The sequence below is a fragment of the Variovorax sp. PAMC 28711 genome (assembly GCF_001577265.1).
GTDB lineage: Bacteria > Pseudomonadota > Gammaproteobacteria > Burkholderiales > Burkholderiaceae_C > Variovorax.
The window spans coordinates 971,755-989,101 of record NZ_CP014517.1 but is presented as its reverse complement, the minus strand read 5'-3'; the positions used below and the strand labels follow the sequence as shown (position 1 = coordinate 989,101).

21 protein-coding genes and 1 pseudogene are annotated in these 17,347 nt (G+C 64.6%); 8 read left to right on the top strand and 14 right to left on the bottom strand.

The genetic code is table 11. The features are described 5' to 3' along the window. Positions 1-18: 18 nt before the first annotated feature. Positions 19-393: a hypothetical protein gene (locus AX767_RS05025; RefSeq protein ID WP_068629188.1), complete on the bottom strand. Its 375-nt coding sequence runs from the start codon at positions 391-393 to the stop codon at positions 19-21. Positions 394-604: 211 nt separating this feature from the next. Further along, entirely contained in the window at positions 605-1,921 is a 1,317-nt protein-coding gene (locus tag AX767_RS05020) for a CHASE3 domain-containing protein (RefSeq protein ID WP_082754827.1), read from the bottom strand. Positions 1,922-2,052: 131 nt separating this feature from the next. On the opposite strand from AX767_RS05020, the gene AX767_RS05015 reads away from it, so the two are divergent. Continuing rightward, positions 2,053-2,685: a response regulator gene (locus tag AX767_RS05015; protein ID WP_068633365.1), complete on the top strand. Its 633-nt coding sequence runs from the start codon at positions 2,053-2,055 to the stop codon at positions 2,683-2,685. On the opposite strand, the gene AX767_RS05010 is transcribed toward AX767_RS05015, so the two are convergent. Further along, positions 2,675-3,079 carry a response regulator gene (locus AX767_RS05010; protein WP_068629184.1) on the bottom strand — a complete coding sequence of 135 codons (405 nt, stop codon included), beginning with the start codon at positions 3,077-3,079 and terminating at the stop codon, positions 2,675-2,677. The two genes, AX767_RS05015 and AX767_RS05010, sit on opposite strands and share 11 nt — an antisense overlap. Positions 3,080-3,276: 197 nt before the next feature. Between AX767_RS05010 and AX767_RS05005 the strand changes: the two genes are divergently transcribed. Then, positions 3,277-5,319, top strand: coding sequence for an AsmA family protein (locus AX767_RS05005; RefSeq protein ID WP_068629182.1), 2,043 nt, complete (start codon positions 3,277-3,279; stop codon positions 5,317-5,319). On the opposite strand, the gene AX767_RS05000 is transcribed toward AX767_RS05005, so the two are convergent. The 3 genes from AX767_RS05000 to gpmA form a co-directional block, all read right to left on the bottom strand. Further along, positions 5,320-6,075: a HesA/MoeB/ThiF family protein gene (locus tag AX767_RS05000; protein ID WP_068629180.1), complete on the bottom strand. Its 756-nt coding sequence runs from the start codon at positions 6,073-6,075 to the stop codon at positions 5,320-5,322. Positions 6,076-6,110: 35 nt separating this feature from the next. Next, the gene (locus AX767_RS04995) at positions 6,111-7,547 is read right to left on the bottom strand and encodes a S41 family peptidase (protein WP_068629178.1); all 1,437 of its coding nucleotides are present in this window, start codon (positions 7,545-7,547) and stop codon (positions 6,111-6,113) included. A gap of 95 nt (positions 7,548-7,642) precedes the next feature. Then, the gene (gene gpmA, locus AX767_RS04990; RefSeq protein WP_068629175.1) at positions 7,643-8,386 is read right to left on the bottom strand and encodes a 2,3-diphosphoglycerate-dependent phosphoglycerate mutase; all 744 of its coding nucleotides are present in this window, start codon (positions 8,384-8,386) and stop codon (positions 7,643-7,645) included. A gap of 69 nt (positions 8,387-8,455) precedes the next feature. On the opposite strand from gpmA, the gene AX767_RS04985 reads away from it, so the two are divergent. The 5 genes from AX767_RS04985 (at position 8,456) to AX767_RS04965 (ending at position 11,488) form a co-directional block, all read left to right on the top strand. Then, a complete protein-coding gene (locus AX767_RS04985; RefSeq protein ID WP_068629173.1) occupies positions 8,456-8,863 on the top strand; it encodes a rhodanese-like domain-containing protein in 408 nt (135 codons plus the stop codon). A gap of 23 nt (positions 8,864-8,886) precedes the next feature. Then, on the top strand, positions 8,887-9,147 hold the full coding sequence (gene grxC / locus AX767_RS04980) for a glutaredoxin 3 (RefSeq protein WP_068629171.1): 261 nt from the start codon (positions 8,887-8,889) through the stop codon (positions 9,145-9,147). A 109-nt stretch (positions 9,148-9,256) separates the two neighbouring features. Then, on the top strand, positions 9,257-9,715 hold the full coding sequence (secB, locus tag AX767_RS04975) for a protein-export chaperone SecB (RefSeq protein WP_068629169.1): 459 nt from the start codon (positions 9,257-9,259) through the stop codon (positions 9,713-9,715). Between the two features lie 25 nt (positions 9,716-9,740). Next, the gene (locus tag AX767_RS04970; RefSeq protein ID WP_068629167.1) at positions 9,741-10,745 is read left to right on the top strand and encodes an NAD(P)H-dependent glycerol-3-phosphate dehydrogenase; all 1,005 of its coding nucleotides are present in this window, start codon (positions 9,741-9,743) and stop codon (positions 10,743-10,745) included. Positions 10,746-10,810: 65 nt separating this feature from the next. Continuing rightward, on the top strand, positions 10,811-11,488 hold the full coding sequence (locus AX767_RS04965) for a hypothetical protein (RefSeq protein ID WP_068633363.1): 678 nt from the start codon (positions 10,811-10,813) through the stop codon (positions 11,486-11,488). Here the strand turns inward: AX767_RS04965 and AX767_RS04960 are convergent, their stop codons facing one another. Both AX767_RS04960 and AX767_RS04955 read right to left on the bottom strand, forming a co-directional pair. Further along, positions 11,489-12,289, bottom strand: coding sequence for a segregation and condensation protein A (locus AX767_RS04960; RefSeq protein ID WP_068633360.1), 801 nt, complete (start codon positions 12,287-12,289; stop codon positions 11,489-11,491). A gap of 51 nt (positions 12,290-12,340) precedes the next feature. Further along, on the bottom strand, positions 12,341-12,547 hold the full coding sequence (locus AX767_RS04955) for a DUF3460 family protein (protein WP_068629165.1): 207 nt from the start codon (positions 12,545-12,547) through the stop codon (positions 12,341-12,343). A gap of 40 nt (positions 12,548-12,587) precedes the next feature. Here AX767_RS04955 and AX767_RS04950 point away from each other — a divergent pair, with 40 nt between their 5' ends. Then, positions 12,588-13,088 carry a hypothetical protein gene (locus tag AX767_RS04950; protein ID WP_068629163.1) on the top strand — a complete coding sequence of 167 codons (501 nt, stop codon included), beginning with the start codon at positions 12,588-12,590 and terminating at the stop codon, positions 13,086-13,088. A gap of 52 nt (positions 13,089-13,140) precedes the next feature. Here the strand turns inward: AX767_RS04950 and AX767_RS04945 are convergent, their stop codons facing one another. From AX767_RS04945 to AX767_RS04925, 6 genes and pseudogenes are all read right to left on the bottom strand, one after another. Further along, positions 13,141-13,518, bottom strand: coding sequence for a hypothetical protein (locus AX767_RS04945; protein WP_156480962.1), 378 nt, complete (start codon positions 13,516-13,518; stop codon positions 13,141-13,143). Between the two features lie 137 nt (positions 13,519-13,655). Beyond that, positions 13,656-13,895, bottom strand: a complete 240-nt coding sequence (locus AX767_RS04940; protein ID WP_068629159.1) for a hypothetical protein — start codon at positions 13,893-13,895, stop codon at positions 13,656-13,658. Positions 13,896-13,910: 15 nt separating this feature from the next. After that, the gene (locus AX767_RS04935) at positions 13,911-14,279 is read right to left on the bottom strand and encodes a 5-carboxymethyl-2-hydroxymuconate Delta-isomerase (RefSeq protein ID WP_068629157.1); all 369 of its coding nucleotides are present in this window, start codon (positions 14,277-14,279) and stop codon (positions 13,911-13,913) included. Positions 14,280-14,304: 25 nt separating this feature from the next. Further along, positions 14,305-16,428: a methionine--tRNA ligase gene (metG, locus tag AX767_RS04930; RefSeq protein WP_068629154.1), complete on the bottom strand. Its 2,124-nt coding sequence runs from the start codon at positions 16,426-16,428 to the stop codon at positions 14,305-14,307. A gap of 236 nt (positions 16,429-16,664) precedes the next feature. Beyond that, positions 16,665-16,796 (bottom strand): annotated as a pseudogene (locus tag AX767_RS21830) (IS3 family transposase); the annotation flags it as partial. A gap of 43 nt (positions 16,797-16,839) precedes the next feature. Further along, positions 16,840-17,289 (bottom strand): winged helix-turn-helix transcriptional regulator, encoded by a 450-nt coding sequence (locus AX767_RS04925; RefSeq protein ID WP_068629153.1) that lies wholly within the window; start codon positions 17,287-17,289, stop codon positions 16,840-16,842. Positions 17,290-17,347: the final 58 nt, after the last annotated feature.

Sequence of the window (17,347 nt, the reverse complement as noted above, 5' to 3'; positions counted from 1 at the left end):
TCTTGGACGACGTCGCGATCAGTACTCGTCGCGACGGCGGCTTGCCAGCGCGATCAGCGCTGCGATCGCCGCACCGGCGGCTGCAGCCACCAGGACCGAGCGCATTGGCTGGCCCGAAATGTACTTGCCGGTGACGTCGGCAGCCGCTTCGATTCGGCGCTGTGCGCGTGCGCTCGTGGTTGACGCAGCATCCAGACCGCGCTGCACGGCCTGCTGCACGCGCGCTGCAATCTGCTCGACGGTCGGCTCTGCATCACGCTTGAAATCACGAACCTTTTCGCCCGCTGCATTCACGGCGTTCTGCGCGTAGGCGCGCGTTGAATCGATCGCGTCGCTGGCGGTCTGACGTGCGTCGTCTGCAAGTTGCGAGGAGGATTTTGTGCTCATGTTCATTGGGGTTCCTTCAAGTTGATTGTGATGACAGCAGGCTCATGGTAGCGGTGCTTACCGCGTCGCCGCAAGCCTGCCATGAAGCTGGCAAATGCCAGAACGGCAAAGATCGCCAAAGGGATCTCGAACGGAAAATCAGCTTAGCGCCACCGCCGTAAAACACCTGTCAGCAGCCGCGGGCGCGAGGCGTAGGAGATCGGCGAATCGCCTGGGATCAGTTCAGCTTGGCGGGAAGCATGGCGCTGAGTTTCGTGCCCTGGCCCGGCTGCGAGGTCACGATGAGCTTGCCGCGCGCGGCCTCCACACGATGGCGCATGCCCGCCAATCCGTGTGTCGACGGTCGCGGAATGCGCGTGTCGAATCCCTTGCCGTTGTCGCCTAGTTCGGCGATCACATGGTTCTCGTAGTTCTTCAGGACGATCGTCGCCTCTGTCGCTTCGGCATATTTGCCGACGTTGGTCAGGCCTTCTTGAATCATGCGGTAGACCGTGAGTTGGTTCGCCTCGTCCAGCTTCACCGGCTCCAGCGCCATCTCGACCCCGATGCCGGAGCGTTCCGCAAATTCGCGACCGAGAATTTCAAGGGACGCGATGAGTCCGAGATTCGAGAGTGACGAAGGCCGCAAGTCTTCGATGATCCGGCGCTTCAGAGCGATGCCGCTGTTGAGCAGTTCGGTCAGGTGCTGGAGCCGCTGAATCGCGTCCGGCGAGTCGGCCAGCCTCGACTTGAGGCGCGCCACGTCGAGCTTGGCCGCGGTGAGCAACGACCCCAGTTCGTCGTGCAGTTCGCGTGCGAGAAAACCGCGTTCGGTTTCACGCACGTTCTGCAAATGCGTGGCGAGCTCGGCGAGGGTCGTGGTGCGCTCCGTGACCTCGTCTTCAAGCGCGTTGCGCTCCCGCTGGAGCGTTTCCTGTTGGCGCTCGCCGACGATGCGCAGCGCGTGCGTCTGCCGCAGATAAAGATAGAAGGCAAGCAGCGCGGCCAGGGCAGTCACCGAAATGCCGATGCGCGCGGTTTGCAGCGAGCTGCCGATCTGCATCTGGCTGCGTTCCAATGCCGCGTTGCTCGTCTCGATCAACGCGCCGGTCTCGGTGCGGATGGCTTCCATTTCCTCGCGCCCGACATCGGTGGTCATGACGAACTTCCATGCCTCGTCGGCGCCGGTGGTGCGGAGCCGCACGCTCGTGTCCATCTCGCCTAGCTTGCGCGTCACGTGGCCAACGAGGCCGATCATGCGCTCCGACTGTGCGGGCTGGTCGCGGTAAAGGCGCTGCAACGCCTGTAGTTGGCCGTCGATTTTTTTGACTGCGGCGTCGTACGGTTCGCGGTAGCGCGCTTCGCCGGTCAGCAGATAGCCGCGCTGCCCGGTCTCGGCGTCCAGGACGGTTTGCAGGAGTTGGTTGAGAACCAGTCGCACCTGCTCCGCCTCGCCGATTTCGAACAGCGCCTTGTTCGACTGTCGGAAGCCGACTTCATTGATGCCGACCAGCACGCAGGCGGCAAGGGTTGCGAGTGTAAGACTCAACGCCATCTTCGGGAAAGCTGACCAACGCATGGGTTCTGTACGGAGTGATCCGGGGTTGATTTCGTCAATAATTGGTGCTGAACAGGGTTCGACACGCGGGGCGCATGGGCGCCGCGCTCTCAGCAAGAAAGTACAAGATGATCAAGATCGGGATTGTGGACGACCACGCCATCGTGCGCTCGGGTTTGCGCCAGTTCTTCTCGGAGCATGTCGATTTGCGGGTGGCCGGCGAAGCGGCCAGCGGTCGCGAAGCGATCGAGCTCGTGCGGACCACTGAGCTCGATGTGCTCGTGATGGATCTCTCCATGCCAGGGCAAAGCGGCATCGATGCCCTTGCGATGATTCGGGCCAAGGCACCCGATGTCGGCATCCTGATTTTGAGCGGCTACCCGGAAGAGCATTACGCGATGAATCTCATCCGTCAGGGCGCCAGCGGCTATCTCAACAAGGAATGCGATCCGATCGAGATCGTCAATGCGATCCGCACGGTCTCGCTTGGGCGCCGATACATCACGCCGGCTGTGGCCGAACTGCTCGCGCGCCAGCTCGACCGCAAGGACGACGCCGCCCCGCACGAGCAACTGTCCGAGCGCGAGTTCCAGGTGTTCTTGAAGCTTGCCAAGGGCGAGACGGCCGGCGACATCGCCAAGACGCTGTCGTTGTCGGTGAAGACGGTGAGCACCTATCGGACCCGCCTGATGGAAAAAATGAATCTGTCGTCCAACAGCGACCTCACGTACTACGCACTGAAGAACAAGCTCATCGATTGAACAAACGCGCTTGCTGGGCGGCGACCAGCGCGAGGCAGTAGTCGACAAGGCCTTCGATCTCGTTGGACTTGTCGAACACCACGTCTGCGCCCAGTCGCGCGCAGCGTTTGCGGATGTCGGGCGTGGCGTAGTTGGTCAGCACCACCACTTTTTGCGCCGGCTTCCGCGAAGACAGTGCCTGCACCACGCCCAGCCCGCTGCCTTGTCGCAGGAACAGGTCGACGATCGCGAGTTCCCATCCGTCGGGGTTTTTCGCGAACCAGGTGCGAGCGTCATCTTCGGTTTCTGCATGGCCGATGGCTGAAATGCGGGTGAGTTCTTCCAATGTCCCGACCAGGTTTTCGCGGATCGTGAGGTTGTCCTCGACGATGAAAGTCTTCAATCTGGCATCCATAGAAAAACTGCAGCTCCCTGCCGCCGAACTCTTCGGCGTCGGAGCGATGCTATTGGGCATGCAGCATTTTGTTTGCCAGCGTCGCGGGCGAACGGTCGTAGGCGTGCTCCCACGCGCCTCGGGCGTAGGCCTTGCCCCACGCAGACAGCGCCCGGCTGCCGACCTCCGCAACCTGTCGCGTTGCACTAACCTTTCGCATGATCAGTCGCCCCTCAGTCACAACGACCAGACGCCGTTCTCTATGGACGAAGTTGGGCATCGCACTCGCCGCGATGCTCGTGGTGCTGGTTCTCGTCGTCGTTCTCTTCCCGTGGGACGTCCTGCGCGAGCCGATCAATCGCTACGTCAGCGAAAAGACCGGGCGAAAGTTTGAAATCACCCGCCGGCTCGATGTCGGTCTGGGCCTGCGGACCGCCACCGTCAAGCTCGACGGCATCGAGTTCGCCAATCCGTCCTGGGCGCGCGACCCCTACCTGGTGAAAGCCGAGCGGGCCGAGTTCGATATTCGTCTCTGGCCATTGCTCACCAGCAAGATCGTGATTCCGCGCATCGCGCTGGTGTCACCGATCGTCGGCTTGCAGATGGAGGGCGATGGCCGCCGCACCTGGGCACTCGGCAAGGATTCCTCGGACGCCGGCACGGTGCCGACAATCGGCTCGGTGCAAATCGACAACGGGGCCATCGACTTCCTGGCGAGTTCTCTGGGCATCGACTTGCATGCCGACCTGACGTTCGACACGGCACGCGGCGACATGCCGCTCAGCTACAAGATCAAGGGCAAATACCAGAAGCAGCCGCTGGCCGCCGACGGGCGCGCCGGCAATGTGCTGCAGATCAACGCCGAGGGCCAACCGCCGTTCCCGCTTGAAATCAACGCGACCGCCGGCAACACGAAATTGACCGCGGCCGGCAGCGTCGCCGAACTCTCGACGCTCGACGGCGTCGATGCCAAGTTCAGCTTGAAAGGCCAGAACCTTGGCGACCTGTTTCCGTTGCTGGGCATCGCGCTGCCACAAACATCGCCCTATGCCCTGAGCGGCGAACTGCGCAAGAAATCCACGGTGTGGGAAGTGGCAGGCCTGAAAGGCAAGCTGGGTCTGTCGGACATCGGCGGCGACATGAAGTTCGACCAGGGCCAGAAAGTCCCGTTTCTCTCGGGCAGCCTGCGCTCGCGCGTGATGGACATGGACGACCTGGGTCCGTTGATCGGCCTGCCGCCCACGGCCCGCTCGGCCAATGCGGTGGAGGGCGTGGCACCGCCGCCGACCATCACCCAGGTCAAGAAGGCGAAGCGCGACCCGGGTACCAAGGTGTTGCCGACCGCGACGCTCGACTTCGAGCGTCTGCGCGCCATGAACGCCGACGTGACCTACGTTGCCGATCGCATCACCAACGTGCGCGAGCTGCCACTCGACCGGGGCAGCGTGCACGTGGTGCTGAAGGACAGCGTGCTGACGCTCGATCCGCTCGACCTCGGGATTGCGAGTGGCAAGGTTGCCGGCGCGATTCGCATCGATGCGGCGAGCAATCCCGCGGACATTCGCGCATCGCTCACCGTGCGTGCGATGCAGTTGAACCGACTCATTCCGAAGGTCGAAACCCTCAAGACCAGCTTCGGCAAGCTGGACGGGCGCGTGAATCTTTCCGGTCGCGGCAATTCGGTCGCGAGCTGGCTGGCAACGTCTTCCGGGGATGTCGCGGCCATGACGGGCCGCGGCGAATTCAGCAACCTGCTGCTCGAGTTCCTCGGGCTCGACGGCGGCGAGGTCATCAAGTTTCTCTTGAAGGGGGACCACAACGTGGTCTTGCGCTGCGGCGCCGTGGCCTTCGATGTGAACAAGGGACTGATGACGGGGCGCAGCGTGGTGTTCGACACCACGGACACGGTGTTCAATGCCACGGGCAACGCGAATCTGGCGAACGAGACACTCGACTTCGTGATCCGTGCGCAGCCCAAGGACGTGAGCATCCTGTCCTTGCGCACGCCACTCCTCGTGCGTGGCACATTCGGGTCGCCGTCGGCCGGCGTCGAAGTGGCCCCGCTCGCCACACGCGGCCTGGCGGCGTTGGCACTGAGCGCCATCAATCCGCTGCTCGCATTGGCCGCGACCATCGAAACCGGCCCGGGTCAGGATGCCGACTGCCGCGATGTGCTGGCGCAGGCAGAGAAGCCCAGCGCCGGTGCCGCGGCCGTCGGTGCAGCCAAGGCGAAAACGGCCAAGCAGCCGGTCACGAGGTAGTCAGTCGTCGCGACGACTGCACACAGGGCACTGCGGATCGCGCGCGATGTGCACGCGCTCGAAGCGCGTGTGTCGACCATCGAACATCAGCAACGTTCCGATGAGCGATGGTGAAATCCCCGAGAGCAGCTTGAGCGACTCGTGAGCCTGCAGCGTGCCGATGGTGCCGACCACGGGCGCGAAAACGCCCATCACCGCACAACGCGTTTCTTCGAAGACGGCGTTGGGCGGGAACACGCAGGCATAGCAAGGTGAATCGGCGTCGCGGGTGTCGTACACACTGAGCTGGCCGTCGAAGCGTATCGCCGCGCCCGCGACCAGCGGCTTGCGATGCGCCACGCAGGCGCGATTGACGGCTTGGCGCGTGGCGAAGTTGTCGCAGCAATCGATCACCAGATCCACGCCCGCGACCAGTTCCTGAAGCCGCGTACCGTCCAGCCGGAGACGGATCGGCTCGACGGTGACATCGGGGTTGATATCGCGCATCGCGATAGCTGCGGAATCGACTTTGAGTTGGCCGACGCGCGCCGTCGTGTGCGCGATTTGCCGGTGCAGGTTGGTGAGATCGACCTCGTCGTCGTCCACCAGCGTGAGGTGGCCGACACCGGCGGCGGCCAGGTACAGCGCCACTGGCGAGCCGAGACCGCCGACGCCGACTACGAGCACGCGGGCCGCGCTGACCCGCTCCTGCCCGTCGATGCCGAATTCTTCCAGCAGGATGTGCCGGGAATAGCGCAGCAGGTCGCCGTCGTCCATGGGCTGCGCAGACAAAAAGCCGGACCGCGTGTCGGTCAGTTTTCCTTCTTCTCTTCCTTGCGCTCGACCTGCGTCTTGCTCACCAGCACCGGCGTGCCTTTGAGCTGCGCCAGCGCCTGCATCAGCGGGAAGTCGTCGGCCGCACCGAACTCCGGCACCTTGCGGTCCTGCGGCGGCTTCTTTGCTTCTTCTTCGAGGCGCTTGCGGGCTTCGTCGCGGGCCTTCTCGCGTTCCGGATTCTTCGACTCGGGCCCTTGGCCGCTGGCCAGATGCTTCTCGAGGTCGGCTTCGCGGGTGCGCAGCGCGGCGTACGGGCTGCCTTCGGCGGTCTCGTCGACCAGCACGTTGGGCACGATGCCCTTGGCCTGAATCGACGTACCGCTCGGCGTGTAGTAGCGCGCAGTGGTGATCTTGAGGCCGGTGTCGGGGCCGAGCGGACGCACCGTTTGCACCGAACCCTTGCCGAAGGTCTGGCTGCCCATGATCGTGCCGCGCTTGTGGTCCTGCAAAGCGCCGGCCACAATTTCGCTGGCCGAGGCCGAGCCTTCGTTCACCAGCACCACCAGCGGGATCGACTTGAGGCTCGCGGGCAGGCCCTTGAGCGGGTCGCTGCCGGCACGGCGCTGGTAGAACTCCGGCGCCGCCTTGTAGATCGACTTGCTTTCGGCCAGTTGGCCGTCGGTCGTGACCACGGTGACGTTTTCAGGAAGGAAGGCGGCGGAGATCGCCACGGCCGCGTCGAGCAGGCCACCCGGGTCGTTGCGCAGGTCGAGCACCAGGCCCTTCATGTTCGGATCGGCCTTGTAGAGCTCTTCGACCTTCTTGACGAAATCGTCGACCGTGCGTTCCTGGAATTGCGACACGCGAATCCAGCCGTAGCCCGGATCGATGATCTTGCCGCGGACCGATTGCGTGCGGATTTCTTCGCGCGTGATCGTGACCGGGAAGGTGCGGTTCTCATCCTTGCGGAAGATGGTGAGCAGCACCTTGGTGCTGGCTTCTCCGCGCATGCGCTTCACGGCCTCGTTGAGACTCAGGCCGCGCACGGCGGTGTCGTCGATTTTGGTGATCAGGTCGTTGGGCTTCAGGCCCGCACGGAAAGCCGGGGAGCCTTCGATCGGCGAGACCACCTTGATGAGCCCGTCTTCCTGCGAGATCTCGATGCCGACACCGACGAAGCGACCCGTCGTGCCTTCGCGGAATTCCTTGAAAGACTTCTTGTCGAAGTACTGCGAATGCGGATCGAGCCCGGCGACCATGCCGGAGATCGCGTCGGAGATGAGTTTCTTCTCGTCGACAGGTTCGACGTAGTCGCTCTTCACCATGCCGAAAACGGCAGCGAGCTGTTGCAATTCTTCAAGCGGCAACGGGGCGAGAGAGCCCCGTGCGACCGTCTGCAGCGAGACGGTGGTCAAGACGCCGGCAACGGCGCCGGCGGCGACCCAGCCTGTGATCTTCAATTTGTGGCCCATGTGTTGTCCTTGTGGCTGGCTCAAACCAATATACACAGCTTGGAAGCAATTTGCCTGCCGGGGTTCCGCCCGTTTCGCAGTAAAGGGTTACTGATTCAACCCTTGCCCTGCGAGGCCACCGCAGCTGCTGCTTTGGCGGCCGCTTCGGGGTCGCCGAGGTAGTAGTGACGCAGCGGCTTCAGCGCGTCGTCCAGCTCGTAGACCAGCGGGATGCCGTTGGGGATGTTCAGCCCGACGATGTCGGAATCGGAAATGCCGTCGAGGTACTTGACCAGCGCCCGGATCGAGTTGCCGTGCGCCGCCACCACCAGGCGGCGGCCCGAGCGGATGGCCGGTGCCATCGACTCGTTCCAGAACGGCAGCACGCGAGCGACCGTGTCCTTCAGGCATTCGGTCAGCGGAATCTGCTCGGCGGCCAGCTTGGCGTAGCGCACGTCGCCGCGCTCGCTGCGCGGGTCGGTCGCTTCGAGCGGCGGCGGCGGCGTGTCGTAGCTGCGGCGCCAGACGAGCACCTGTTCATCGCCGTACTTCTTGGCGGTCTCCGCCTTGTTCAGGCCCTGCAAGCCGCCGTAGTGGCGTTCGTTCAGACGCCAGGAATGCACGACGGGCAGCCAGGTGCGGTCGAGCTCGTCGAGCGTGTGCCAGAGCGTGCGCGTCGCGCGCTTCAGCACGCTGGTGTAGGCCACGTCGAATTCGTAGCCTTCGGCCTTCAGTAGTCGGCCTGCCTGCTTGGCCTGTTCGACGCCGGTCGGCGTCAGGTCGACGTCGGTCCAGCCGGTGAAACGGTTTTCGAGATTCCAGGTTGATTCACCGTGGCGAATCAGTACCAGCTTGTGCATTTGGGGCCTTTGACGATCACTGCGAAACCCGACATTCTAAAATCCGGGGTTTGCCATTCAAGGAATACCGTGAAATTCATCGTCGACAACTGGATGCTGATCCTGATCGTGCTCAGCTCGGGTGCCATGCTCGCCTGGCCGTTGTTGCGCGGAGGCGGCGGTGGCGCGCTCACGGCGCAGGGCGCGGTGCAGCTCATCAACCGCCAGCGCGCGGTGGTGCTGGACGTGCGGGAACCCGAGGAGTTCGCGGCCGGCCACGCCACCGGTTCGCGCAACGTGCCGCTCGACCAGCTCGAGGCGAAGCTGCAGAGCACCATCAAGAACAAGACGCTGCCGGTGCTGATCATGTGCGCCACCGGCGCGCGCGCGCAGCGCGCCGTGGCCATCGCCAAGAAACTCGGTTACGAGCAGGCCCAAGCCGTGGCCGGCGGGCTCAAAGGCTGGAAAGACGCTAATCTGCCCATTGAAAAGGCCTGATCGGGTCTTCAGCTGGGAGCACCATGCAAGCCGTCAAGATGTACACCACTGCCGTTTGCCCTTACTGCATTCGCGCGAAGCAAATCCTCAAATCCAAGGGCGTCGAGCAGATCGAAGAGATCCGCATCGACACCGATCCGGCCGCCCGCGCGGCGATGATGGAAACAACGCAGCGCCGCACGGTGCCGCAGATCTTCATCGGCGACACCCATGTCGGTGGTTGCGACGAGCTGATGGCGCTCGACAGCCGCGGCGGTCTCGTGCCGCTGCTGCAAGCCGCCTGAGCGCCTGCAGGCCGACCCGCTTCACCGGCGATAATCGCCGGCTCCCTGAAGCCCGCCGCGGGACATCCTCCCTGGCGGGCATTGTTTTGATTTCCCCGAAAGTTCAGCCATGGCAGACATCCAAGAACCCGTGTTCCAGATCCAGCGCGTCTATCTCAAGGACCTGTCGCTCGAACAGCCCAATTCGCCCGGCATCCTGCTTGAGCAGGAGCAGCCGACCGTGGACATCCAGCTCGGCGTGGACGCCCAGCCCGTGACCGAAGGCATCTACGAGATCACCGTGTCGGCGACCGTGCAGACCAAGATCCAGGACAAGACCGTGTTCCTGGTCGAAGCCAAGCAGGCCGGCATCTTCGAGATCCGCAACCTGCCGGAAGACCAGATGGGTCCGATCCTCGGCATTGCCTGCCCGCAAATCGTGTATCCGTACCTGCGCGGCAACGTCGCCGACGTGATCCAGCGCGGCGGCTTCCCGCCGGTGCACCTCGCCGAAATCAATTTCCAGGCGATGTACGAGCAGCAGCAGGCGCAAGCCGCCGGCACTGCTGCACCGACCCTCGCGCAATAAGCGCAACCTCGCCGGGCTGCAGTTGATGAAGATCTGCGTGCTCGGCGCCGGTGCCTGGGGCACCGCGCTGGCCGTCAATGCGGCCGGGCGCCACAGCGTCACGCTGTGGGCGCGCGACGCCACCCAGGCGGCCGCCATGGCCGGTGCGCGTGAAAATGCGCGCTATCTCCCGGGCACTCCTTTCCCTCCCGCACTGACGATCGCCGATGGCAACGCGCAAGCGGCCGTCCATGGGGCCGATCTCGTCATCGTCGCGACGCCGATGGCCGCGCTGCGCCATCAACTCGAAGCGTTGCGCGGCACCACCGTCCCGGTGGCCTGGCTCTGCAAGGGCGTCGAGTCCGTGCAGCCGGGGAGCGCGGATGCGTTCGGACTGCTCGCACATGAAATCCAGGCCCACGTCGCGCCCGACCTCGTCTCGGGTGTGCTGAGCGGCCCCAGCTTTGCGCAGGAAGTCGCGCATCGGCAACCCACGGCGCTGGTCGCGGCCAGCACGCATCCGGTGGTGCGCGAAACTTTGGTCGATGCGTTCCATGGCCCGGCACTTCGCGTGTACGCCAATGACGACATCGTCGGCGTCGAGGTCGGCGGTGCGGTCAAGAACGTGCTGGCGATCGCGAACGGCCTGTGCGATGGCCTCGCGCTCGGCCTCAACGCGCGCGCGGCGCTCATCACGCGCGGACTCGCCGAGATGACGCGCTTCGGCCTGGCGCTGGGCGCACGCGCCGACACCTTCATGGGGCTGTCGGGCCTCGGCGACCTCGTGCTGACGGCCACCGGCGACCTGTCGCGCAACCGGAAGATCGGCTTGCTGCTCGCGCAAGGCCGCACGCTCGCGCAGGCCGTCGATTCGCTGGGCCACGTGGCCGAGGGCGTGTACTGCGCCCGCACAGTCGTCCAACGGGCGCGCCATCTCGGGATCGACATGCCGATCTCCGAAGGCGTGGTCGCACTGCTCGACGGGCAGCACAGCCCGGCCGAAGCCGTCGCCGCGCTGATGGAGCGCGAGCCGTCGGCCGAAACGGGCTGAACCGGATTGAAAAGCCTCGAGCGCCGGGTTACGGTAATGCTCCTTTTCTCATGCAGGAGCATTCCATGGCCCGTCGTCTCGTGTTCACCCTTGCCGCGGTGGCTGCCGCCACCCTCCTGATGACAGCCTGCAGCGCGATGGGTTCGTCCACGCCCGCGCGCGGCATGGGCTTCTTCGTGACCAGTGCGAATCCGGGCAAGGGCGCCGATTTCGGCGGTCTGGCCGGCGCTGATCGGTATTGCCAGGCGCTCGGCACCGCGGCCGGCGCCGGCGTGCGCAGCTGGCGCGCCTACCTGAGCACGACCGCTGCGGCCGGCCAGCCGGCGGTCAATGCGCGCGACCGCATCGGCAGCGGCCCGTGGACCAATTCGAAGGGCGTGATCGTCGCCAACAGCGTCGACCAGCTGCATGGCGCCAACATGCTCACCAAGCAGACCGCGCTCACCGAAAAAGGCGATGGCATCATGGGCCGCGGCGACGCGACCAACCTGCACGACATCCTGACCGGGTCGTCGCCCGACGGCCGCGCGGTGACGTCCGCGGACGGCAAGGACACCACCTGCGGCAACTGGACGAAGAGCGGCGACGGTTCTGCCATCGTCGGGCACCACGACAAGACGGGGCTCGACGAGTCGGCGCCCGCGAAGTCGTGGAATTCGTCGCACGCCACGCAGGGCTGCAGCCTGGAAGCGCTCAAGAAGACGGGTGGCGGCGGCTTGCTCTACTGCTTCGCCGCGAACTGATCAATCCGCTGGCGAATAGGCCAGCCGCACGTAGATCGGGGCAAACGCCTCGGCCTGCGTGATGTCGATCAGCGTTTCCTTGGCGAGCTCGAGCATCGCGATGAAGGTGACGATGAGCACCGGCGTGCCGCCCGTCACGTCGAACAGCTTCTCGAACTCGACGAAGCGCTGCCCCTGCAGGTGGCGCAGCACGATGCTCATGTGCTCCCGCACGCTCAATTCCTCGCGCGAGATCTTGTGGTGCTGCACGAGCTTGGCGCGCTTCAGGATGTCGGCCCACGCTTCGCGCAGGTCGACCACGTTCACGTCCGGAAAACGCGGCTTCAGCGACTGTTCGATGGCGACCTGCGCCCGCCAGAAATCGCGGCCGTACTGCGGCAGGGCGCTCAGGCTGGCAGCCTGCAACTTGGTCTGCTCGTATTCCATCAACCGGCGCACCAGCTCGGCGCGCGGGTCTTCGGCTTCCTCGCCGTCGGCCACCTTCTTGGGCGGCAGCAACATGCGCGACTTGATCTCGATCAGCATCGCGGCCATGAGCAAATACTCGGCCGCGAGCTCCAGGTTGGTCTGGCGGATTTCGTCGACGTAGGTGAGGTATTGCCGCGTCAGCCCCGCCATCGGGATGTCGAGGATGTTGAAGTTCTGCTTTCGGATCAGGTAAAGCAGCAGATCCAGCGGCCCCTCGAACGCTTCGAGGAACACCTGCAGCGCCTCGGGCGGGATGTACAGGTCCTTCGGCATCGCGAACAGCGGCTCGCCGTAGAGGCGAGCCAGTGCGACCTGGTCGACGACCTCCGGCATGGTCGCGACGAAATGCGCGCCTTCGTCGGGCGCTGAGGGCCGGATCTGCACTTACTTGACTTGCGTCTGGTACACGTAGGGTTGCTGCGGCGTGTGGCCTTCGGCGTACTCCACGGCCAGGCCGCGGTCGACGTTCTTGTCCCACAGCAAGGCGCGGCCGGCGCGTTGCTCGGCTTCGAGCGTGGGCTTCTTTGCCTTCAGCTCCTCGATGAAGTTCGTGACGTCGGAGGTGTAGTGGGGGCGATTGAAGATGGACATAGACTGGAACCTTGTTGGGCGAATTTTACGGGGGGATGCCATGCGCAAGCGAATTGGGGGCCAGCTTCTGGCCGCGGCCTGTCTCGGCACGCTGTTGTGGCTGACCGGTTGCGACAACCACGCCATCAGCGAGCTGGAAGAAGGCGTGTCGACCGAGGCCGATGTGCGGGCCCGTTTCGGCGAGCCTGAAAACGTGTGGGACGCGCCGAACGGGCGGGTGCTGGAGTTCAATCGGCAGCCCCAGGGACAGAAGAACTACATGATCACCATCGGCGCCGACGGCAAGATGAGCGCGTTGCGGCAGGTGCTCACGCCCGAGAACTTTGCCAGGGTGCAACCCGGCATGGCGATGGAAGACCTGCGCAAGCTGCTGGGCAAGCCCGCGAAAGTCACGCCCTACACGCTCAAGAACGAAACCGAATGGGACTGGCGCTGGATGCAGCCGCCGAATTCACCGATGGTGTTCACCGCCGTGCTGAACGACGACCAGCGCGTGGTGCGCAGCGGCTCGACGGCTGATCGCAGCGCTGAAAAGCAATAGTCCTCACCGGAGGTGCAGAGCCGTTGAGGTACAGCGGGTGCGACATCGGGTGTTATTCGGAAGGGCGCCGCGCCGGTGCGCGACAGGCGGTTGCCAGAAAAGCGATCTGCCATACCGACCAAAGCCCGATCCAGGCCCAGCCCGCGGCAAGCTCTCGCTGGAAAAACCGGACGCCTTGGCTGATCGTCGCGGCATAAAGTGCGAGATCAAGGCCGAGGGCCACGACCAGCATGAACAGGCTGCCGGCGCGCGCCCACTTTTTGCGGTTCGCCAGGTTGCAGAAGGCCAGCGGAAAGAGCGCCATTGACATGAGCCCAAAAGGCCATGCGGCCGTCCATCCTTCCCCAATCCCTCCCAGCACCAGACTTGCAATCGCGCACAAGGCGCCGAGACCCAGGCCGAGAACCACCAGAGCGATTTTGAGAAACATGCGGCCCCTCACGTTGTGGGACGCGCGCCGACAGCCAATGCAATCGTTGATGCGAACATGACGACTCCCTTTTCTTCAACGACTTTAACGCCGTCGCGCGGTGTGCCGTCGGCTGGCCCTGAGCGGGCCGAAAGGTGCTAATCGTTGCCCGGAAGCACCGCATCGGCCGCCGCGCCAACGGCCTTGCCGGTGATGCGTGCCGTGCCGATGACTGCGTCCGCGCCCAGGCCGACCACGCCGACCCCGACGCTCACGGCCGTGCTCGCCACACTGACCACGGCGCAGCCGCTGACGACGACGCTGGCGACCACGACGGCCGCCATGCGCGAGAGGGCCGTGGTTCGGACGCGACCCTTGGACCGATTTTTGTTCGGCATGGCGATGGCCGGCGCTCAGGCGAGCGGCAGCTTTTCCTTGACGTAGCTGCCACGGTCCATGTCGACCACTTCGACGCTGAGCTGCACCAGCATGCCGGCCGGGCGCGGCACGAACTGCCGCAGCACGACGGCGATGCGTTCGCTCAGGTCGTGCTTGGCCTCGGGCGTGCGGCCCGACAGCAGCCGCAACTGCGCATGCACGAAGCCGCGTGCACCGGCCTGATTGCCGACGCGAAACTGGTCGATCGTCACGAAGCGCGTTTTCAGGTCGGTCTCGTTCAGGATTTCCGGGCTGCCTGTCAGGCTTCGGTTGAGCGCCGGCAGCAGGTCGCCGAGCGGCAGCTCGCCCAGGTTGGCGGAATGTTCGACGATGAGATGGGGCATGAGGTGAGACTCCAGTGAAACGTGATCAACGCACCCGCATCCCCGGCGTCGCGCCCGGCCAGGGTTCGAGCACGTGGATGCCGGGGTTCGCCTTTTCATCGGCGTGGCTGGCCGCCAGCACCATGCCTTCGCTGATGCCGAACTTCATCTTGCGCGGCGCGAGGTTGGCGACCAGCACCGTGAGCTTGCCGACCAGTTGGTCCGGCTGGTAGGCCGAGGCGATGCCGCTGAAGACGTTGCGCTCGCGGCCTTCGCCGGCGTCGAGCGTCAGGCGCAGCAGCTTGGTCGAGCCTTCGACTTTTTCGCAGGCGACGATCTTCGCGAGGCGCAAATCGATCTTCACGAAATCATCGATCGTGATGGTGGGCGCGATCGCCTCGCCGCCAGGCAATGCGACGTCGGCAGTGGTCGGTTCGATGGCAGCTTGCGCAGCCAGTGCCGCCTCGCTCGGCTCGAACAATTGCGCGAGCACCTTGGGGTCGACGCGCTGCATCAGGTGCTTGTAGTCGCCGATCGTGTGGCCCGCGAAGAGGGCGGTGGCGGCATCGCTCCACTGGAGCGGCGCCACTTTCAGGAACGCCTCGACGTTCGCGGCCAGCACCGGCATCACCGGCTTCAGGTAGAGAGTGAGCAGGCGGAAGGCTTCGATGCACACGGTGCAGACATCGTGCAGCCGCGCTTCCATGCCCTCCTTCTTGGCGAGTTCCCACGGCTTGTTGGCATCGACGTACTCGTTCACGCGGTCGGCCAGCGCCATGGTTTCGCGCAGCGCGCGGGCGGTGTCGCGCGCTTCATACATCGCGCGAATGTTGTCGGCCTCGGCGCGCAGGTCGGCCAGCAGCGCAGCGCCGTCAGCCGTCACCGCACCGAGCTGGCCCGCGAAACGCTTGCCGATGAAGCCCGCTGCGCGGCTCGCGATGTTGATGTACTTGCCGACCAGGTCGCTGTTCACCCGCGCGACGAAATCGTCGGCGTTGAAGTCGATGTCCTCGTTCTTGCCGTTGAGCTTGGCGGCCAGGTAGTAGCGCAGCCATTCGGCATTGAGGCCGAGGCCGAGGTACTTGAGCGGGTCGAGGCCGGTGCCGCGGCTCTTGCTCATCTTCTCGCCATTGTTCACGGTGAGGAAGCCGTGCACGCAGATCTTGTCGGGCGTCTTTCGGCCGCTGAACTTGAGCATCGCGGGCCAGAACAGCGTGTGGAAGGTGACGATGTCCTTGCCGATGAAGTGCACCTGCTCCAATTCCGGGTCGGCCATGTACTCGGTGTACGAGATGCCATCGCCGCCCAGTTCGATGCAGCGCTTGTCCAGCAGGTTCTTGAGCGAGGCGAGGTAGCCCACCGGCGCATCGAGCCACACGTAGAAATACTTGCCCGGCGCATCGGGAATCTCGATGCCGAAGTAGGGCGCGTCACGGCTGATGTCCCAGTCGCCCAGGCCTTCGCTGGTGGTGCCGTCGGCGCTTTCGCGCGAGCCAAACCATTCCTTCACCTTGCGCGCCACCTCGGGCTGCACATGCTGGCCGTTCTGCGTCCACTCTTGCAGAAAACTCACGCAGCGCGGGTCCGACAGCTTGAAGAAAAAGTGCTCCGAGCTCTTCAGCACCGGCTGGGCGCCCGACAGCGCCGAGTAGGGGTTGATGAGGTCGGTCGGCGCGTAGACGGCGCCGCACACCTCGCAGTTGTCGCCGTACTGGTCCTTGCTGTGGCAGCGCGGGCACTGGCCCTTGATGAAGCGGTCGGGCAGGAACATCGACTTTTCAGGATCGAAGAACTGTTCGATCGTGCGCGTCTCGATCAGGTCGTTGGCCTTGAGGTCGCGGTAAATCTGCCGCGCCAGGTCGTGGTTCTCCGGTGCGTCGGTCGAATGCCAGTTGTCGAATGCGATGTGGAAGCCGTCGAGGTACGGCTTGCGGCCGGCGGCGATGTCCGCGACGAACTGCTGCGGCGTCTTGCCCGCTTTTTCGGCCGCGATCATGATCGGCGCGCCGTGCGCGTCGTCCGCGCCGACGAAGTTGACCTCCGCCCCGTTCATCCGCTGGAACCTCACCCAAATGTCGGCCTGGATGTATTCCATGATGTGGCCGATGTGGAAGTTGCCGTTGGCGTACGGCAGGGCGGTGGTGACGAAGAGCTTTCGCTGGGCGGACATGAGGAAGGGCGCTTTCAGGGAGAAGGGTCTCGCGGGCCGCGGGAAGGCGCGTGATCGGGCGAGCTGAAGGGCATTTTAGGTGGAGGAGGGCGCAGGCAACTGGCTGGGCGCAGGCCCGAATTCGATCCCTCTTGTGCATCCATCGCGGTTCGGCGCCGAAGAGAGGCTTGGCGAGCAGGCCATCTCGGCTTGCGGCGACTGCAGCAGTGACGGCACTGACTCGCGCGTCGACATGGGGTGCGGATGTAGGTGATGTCGGTCACCCAGTACGGATTGGGTCCGGCCACTGTGAACTGCTGCGGTAGGTGGTCGGGCGTGACGACGGCAGGCTTGCACACCCACGGGCGGTGTCGGTAGCGGGTCTGCGCACTCGTGTTGGGCCTCACCCGCCGCCAGCTTCTCTGCTGAGCGTTAGGCGCCCGGACCCCGCTCGACCTCTACATCCTTTGCCTTGACCGGCGCTAGGCATTCGGAGCAGACGGTGACGGGGTGGAAATGGTGGCCGCAGCCGACGTGCCTGTGCAGGAGCGGACGCCCCGACGTGCCCGCCATGTGAACGTCACCCCAGTGCACGACCGCCATCAAGATGGGGTGCAGGTCCATGCCCATCGGCGTCAAGCGGTACTCGTGGCGGGGCGGCGCATCCTGGTAGGCCACCTTCTTCAAAACACCGGCTTCGACCAGCTTGCGCAGCCGGTCTCCCAGCGTGGGCCGCGAGATGTCCAGCCGTTGCTGAAAGTCCTCGAAGCGCCGCACCCCGAGGAAGCAGTCGCGCAGCACCAGCAGCGTCCAACGGTCTCCGATGACTGACACGGTGCGTGCAACGGAGCAGCGCTCCTGATCCAGATCATTCCATTTCATACCGCGAATCTACTCTTGACGGGTTTAGATTTCAAACGTACTGTGGCGCCAGTCAGTT

Bases quoted from the DNA above. Each gene is read 5' to 3' on its own strand.
- AX767_RS04970 (WP_068629167.1), top strand. From the start codon at position 9,741: ATGAAGATCTGCGTGCTCGGCGCCGGTGCCTGGGGCACCGCGCTGGCC.
- AX767_RS05025 (WP_068629188.1), bottom strand. From the start codon at position 393: ATGAACATGAGCACAAAATCCTCCTCGCAACTTGCAGACGACGCACGT.
- AX767_RS05005 (WP_068629182.1), top strand. From the start codon at position 3,277: ATGATCAGTCGCCCCTCAGTCACAACGACCAGACGCCGTTCTCTATGG.
- grxC (WP_068629171.1), top strand. From the start codon at position 8,887: ATGCAAGCCGTCAAGATGTACACCACTGCCGTTTGCCCTTACTGCATT.
- AX767_RS04950 (WP_068629163.1), top strand. From the start codon at position 12,588: ATGCGCAAGCGAATTGGGGGCCAGCTTCTGGCCGCGGCCTGTCTCGGC.
- AX767_RS04945 (WP_156480962.1), bottom strand. From the start codon at position 13,518: ATGTTTCTCAAAATCGCTCTGGTGGTTCTCGGCCTGGGTCTCGGCGCC.
- secB (WP_068629169.1), top strand. From the start codon at position 9,257: ATGGCAGACATCCAAGAACCCGTGTTCCAGATCCAGCGCGTCTATCTC.
- AX767_RS04935 (WP_068629157.1), bottom strand. From the start codon at position 14,279: ATGCCCCATCTCATCGTCGAACATTCCGCCAACCTGGGCGAGCTGCCG.
- AX767_RS04940 (WP_068629159.1), bottom strand. From the start codon at position 13,895: ATGCCGAACAAAAATCGGTCCAAGGGTCGCGTCCGAACCACGGCCCTC.
- metG (WP_068629154.1), bottom strand. From the start codon at position 16,428: ATGTCCGCCCAGCGAAAGCTCTTCGTCACCACCGCCCTGCCGTACGCC.
- AX767_RS04995 (WP_068629178.1), bottom strand. From the start codon at position 7,547: ATGGGCCACAAATTGAAGATCACAGGCTGGGTCGCCGCCGGCGCCGTT.
- AX767_RS04965 (WP_068633363.1), top strand. From the start codon at position 10,811: ATGGCCCGTCGTCTCGTGTTCACCCTTGCCGCGGTGGCTGCCGCCACC.
- AX767_RS04960 (WP_068633360.1), bottom strand. From the start codon at position 12,289: ATGCCGGAGGTCGTCGACCAGGTCGCACTGGCTCGCCTCTACGGCGAG.
- AX767_RS05000 (WP_068629180.1), bottom strand. From the start codon at position 6,075: ATGGACGACGGCGACCTGCTGCGCTATTCCCGGCACATCCTGCTGGAA.
- AX767_RS05010 (WP_068629184.1), bottom strand. From the start codon at position 3,079: ATGGATGCCAGATTGAAGACTTTCATCGTCGAGGACAACCTCACGATC.
- AX767_RS05015 (WP_068633365.1), top strand. From the start codon at position 2,053: ATGATCAAGATCGGGATTGTGGACGACCACGCCATCGTGCGCTCGGGT.
- gpmA (WP_068629175.1), bottom strand. From the start codon at position 8,386: ATGCACAAGCTGGTACTGATTCGCCACGGTGAATCAACCTGGAATCTC.
- AX767_RS04925 (WP_068629153.1), bottom strand. From the start codon at position 17,289: ATGAAATGGAATGATCTGGATCAGGAGCGCTGCTCCGTTGCACGCACC.
- AX767_RS04955 (WP_068629165.1), bottom strand. From the start codon at position 12,547: ATGTCCATCTTCAATCGCCCCCACTACACCTCCGACGTCACGAACTTC.
- AX767_RS05020 (WP_082754827.1), bottom strand. From the start codon at position 1,921: ATGGCGTTGAGTCTTACACTCGCAACCCTTGCCGCCTGCGTGCTGGTC.